4 protein-coding genes are annotated in these 3,334 nt (G+C 48.7%); 3 read left to right on the top strand and 1 reads right to left on the bottom strand.

Annotated features, from left to right (window positions below; translation table 11 throughout):
- Together choX and Q0688_RS05050 are read left to right on the top strand one after the other, a co-directional pair.
- Positions 1 to 957: choline ABC transporter substrate-binding protein (gene choX / locus Q0688_RS05055; RefSeq protein ID WP_299073825.1), on the top strand; the 957-nt coding region annotated here is incomplete at its 5' end.
- A 178-nt stretch (positions 958 to 1,135) separates the two neighbouring features.
- Positions 1,136 to 1,783, top strand: a complete 648-nt coding sequence (locus Q0688_RS05050) for a pyridoxamine 5'-phosphate oxidase family protein (RefSeq protein ID WP_299073823.1) — start codon at positions 1,136 to 1,138, stop codon at positions 1,781 to 1,783.
- Between the two features lie 117 nt (positions 1,784 to 1,900).
- Here the strand turns inward: Q0688_RS05050 and Q0688_RS05045 are convergent, their stop codons facing one another.
- On the bottom strand, positions 1,901 to 2,437 hold the full coding sequence (locus Q0688_RS05045) for a DUF3237 family protein (protein WP_133561374.1): 537 nt from the start codon (positions 2,435 to 2,437) through the stop codon (positions 1,901 to 1,903).
- Positions 2,438 to 2,705: 268 nt separating this feature from the next.
- On the opposite strand from Q0688_RS05045, the gene Q0688_RS05040 reads away from it, so the two are divergent.
- On the top strand, positions 2,706 to 3,334 hold a 629-nt coding region (locus tag Q0688_RS05040; RefSeq protein WP_299073818.1), incomplete at its 3' end, for a cation:proton antiporter.

Raw genomic sequence — 3,334 nt, 5'->3', positions numbered from 1 at the left:
ACACAGAGGAACCGATTGATGAACCTTTCAAAACTGAATAAAACATTGCTGGCGACACTGGTCACAGCAGCGGCCAGCACCACCTACGCCGCGGTCCCTGAGCAATGCCAAACAGTCACCATGACCGATCCAGGTTGGACCGACATTGGTGCAACGAATGGCCTCGCTACCACGGTTCTTGAAGCCCTCGGTTACGAAACCGACATTAAACTGTTGGCCGTGCCGATTGGTTTTGAAAGCATCAAAAACGGTGAAATCGATGTTTTCCTAGGCAACTGGATGCCTGCGCAAACAGCTTTTATTGATAAATATAAAAGCGACTTAGACGTCATCCGTACCAACTTAACTGGAGTGAAGTTCACCTTAGCGGTTCCAAAATATGTCGCCGACCAAGGCGTTAAGGACTTTGCTGACTTGGCAAAACACAGCAAAGAGTTTGGTGAGCGCATTTACGGCATCGGCGCAGGTTCTCCGGCCAACCAAAACCTAATGGGCATGATCGAGAAAGACGATTTCGGTCTAGGCGAATGGCGTGTGGTGGAGTCTGGTGAGCAAGCCATGCTGGCCCAGGTTGCACGTGCGGTGAAGCGCGATAAGTTCATCGTCTTCCTTGCTTGGGAGCCACACCCAATGAACGTGAACTTTGATCTACAGTACCTATCCGGTGGCGACGACTACTTTGGGCCCAACTACGGCGGTGCCACGATCCATACCGTGACACGTAAAGGCTACAGCCAAGAATGCGGCAATGTCGGTAAGTTGCTGCAAAATATGGAATTCACTCTCGATATGGAAAACACCGTTATCTCTATGACGGATGAAGGCATGTCTGCTAACGAAGCCGCGAGCACATGGCTGAAGAAAAACCCTGCCGTGCTGGATAAGTGGCTGGATGGTGTGACAACGACTTCAGGTCAATCGGGCCTAGACGCGGTCAAAGGCTCGCTAGGCTTGTAATCACTTAAAAGCCAAACCTCTCCTGTGGACGTCTGCTTGCACTTGTGTGAGTAGGCGTTTTTTTATGTATGACTCTCTAACTGGACTGCAATAAAAATACTAATCTGGCTATTTTTGACAACACCAAACTGACGTAATCTAAAAGCATCCATGAGCCCAGTAGAAGTTAGGAAGCCAGATGTCAGACTCATTACAAACACCAACCAGTACCGTAAAGCGTGGGGCAGGCCGCGCCCAATACGATCAAGCCAGCGTTTATAAAATCATTGATGACACCTTAATGTGTCACATTGGTCAGCAAGCAAATGGCCAAGTCTTTGTCACACCCACATGCCACTGGCGTGAAGGGGAATACTTGTACTGGCACGCACACAGCAAAGCCCGTAATACCCACGGCGCAGTCAAAGAAGGACAAAAGGTCTGTATCAATATCTGTGAGCTAGACGGTCTGGTGTTGGCGCGCTCGGCATTTCACCACTCGGTTAACTACCGTTCGGTAACCCTGTTCGGCGTACCGGAGCCGATTGATGATTACGATGTCAAAATGCATCACTTCAAACTGTTTCTCGATAAAGTCTCGCCGGGACGTTGGGACAGTTTGCGCCCCGTAAAAGACATTGAAGTGAAGGCTACCGGCTTGGTGCGTATCAAGATCGAAGAAGCCAGTGTCAAAATGCGTGCAGAAGGCGCGATTGATGACGACGAAGATTTTGATTGGCCAGTTTGGGCCGGTGTATTACCGCTAGAAAAGCAGTGGCAAGCACCGCAGCAAAACGCCGACCAAAACAAAGAATACCCGTTACCCACAGCACCAAACGCGAAATAATCGATTTCGATACGCAAGCCGCCAGCACCTCAGTTGAATGAGAAATGTCCTCCCCGACATGGCGGCCTGCGCTTCGATCTTAGTGGCTAGTTGGGCCTCGCCCATCTCACCGCAAGTTTATAATAGCTCCCATACCCGAATGATCACGGCAGGGTCTTCCTCAAAGTTTGAGGCGCGATCTAACGTGCCCAGAAATACGGAACGATTCATCCACTCATAAGGACTTCCTAACGGCGCATCGAATGTCAGCACACTGCGAGCATAACGGTTTTTCGGATTGTCTTCGGTTGGGCGGTAATCGATAGTGACCTTATTATTAATCAGAATCGTGAAGCCATCATCTGTTAACAGTGCGTATCGAGCATCAAGATCTTTGCCGCCATCAGGTCGACCTAACTGCCAATCACCACCGCCAGGGATAATCTTACCTTTAATATTCGGACCCTCGACTTCGCCACCTGTGATCCAAATAATACCCCGCTCACCATACTTACTCTGACCTACGGTCACTCGCTGTGTATCGATTGTGACGCGAGATTCATAAACAAATTTGGTATCAAAACGATCATCTCGATTTGGGTCCATCTCAGCACTTGTTGCATTGAAGCAGGCCGACACCAGACAAATTCCCAATAGAACGTTGCGCTTAAACATATGCTTTCCTCTGTTATTTTTATTCTGATCCTATGAATGTCTCTTCGTTAGATAGAGACATTGCAAAATGTAGGGCAACAATGGTGATCATTAAAATAATTTATCTGCTCAATATAATTTGTTTTTAATATAAACAGTTAAGCTTTAAACATTATGCAATTGCGGAAATCCAGCAGAAGCCTAGGCCTTGCTGTAGCTCGCTCTGATGGCATTTCATACACTGGAATATTGAAGCACCTGACCAGCCACCTCTAATGTAGATCGCCTTATGACGATAGAAATCTCAAGCCAATATATTTTCCTTGCTGGATTACTCGCATTACTGAGTATCCTTGCCAGTGTTTTCTCTAGCCGCCTTGGCACCCCTTTGCTCTTGGTATTTCTATTAGTTGGGATGCTCGCCGGTGAAGATGGTATTGGCGGGATTCATTTTGATAACTCAGGGGTGGCGTTTTTATTTGGTAACTTGGCCTTGGCGACCATATTGCTGGACGGTGGCTTGGGGACACGAAAAGAGTCCTTTGCCATCAGTCTACGGCCAGCCTTTTTACTGGCCACATTAGGCGTGCTGGTGACCGCGGGGATCACCGCGGGCGCAGTGTATTGGTGGTTGGATTTATCGTGGCAGGAGAGTCTGCTTTTAGGCGCTATCATTGGTTCAACAGATGCCGCCGCCGTCTTTGGTTTGATTCGTAATGCAGGGCTGCGTATCAAAGAACGAACCGGTGCCACGCTGGAAGTCGAATCCGGTGCCAACGACCCGATGGCGATCTTCTTAACCATCACCATGGTGCAACTGATCGGCCAACCGGAAGGAGGGCTAGGCTGGTCTTTATTAACCGAATTGATCCAACAAATGGGTCTTGGACTAGCAATGGGCGTCGCGGGCGGCTACCT

Origin of the sequence: uncultured Paraglaciecola sp., from assembly GCF_937123705.1 — a bacterium.
In the GTDB taxonomy this organism is placed as follows: domain Bacteria; phylum Pseudomonadota; class Gammaproteobacteria; order Enterobacterales; family Alteromonadaceae; genus Paraglaciecola.
This window is presented reverse-complemented; position numbering and strand designations above follow the sequence as displayed.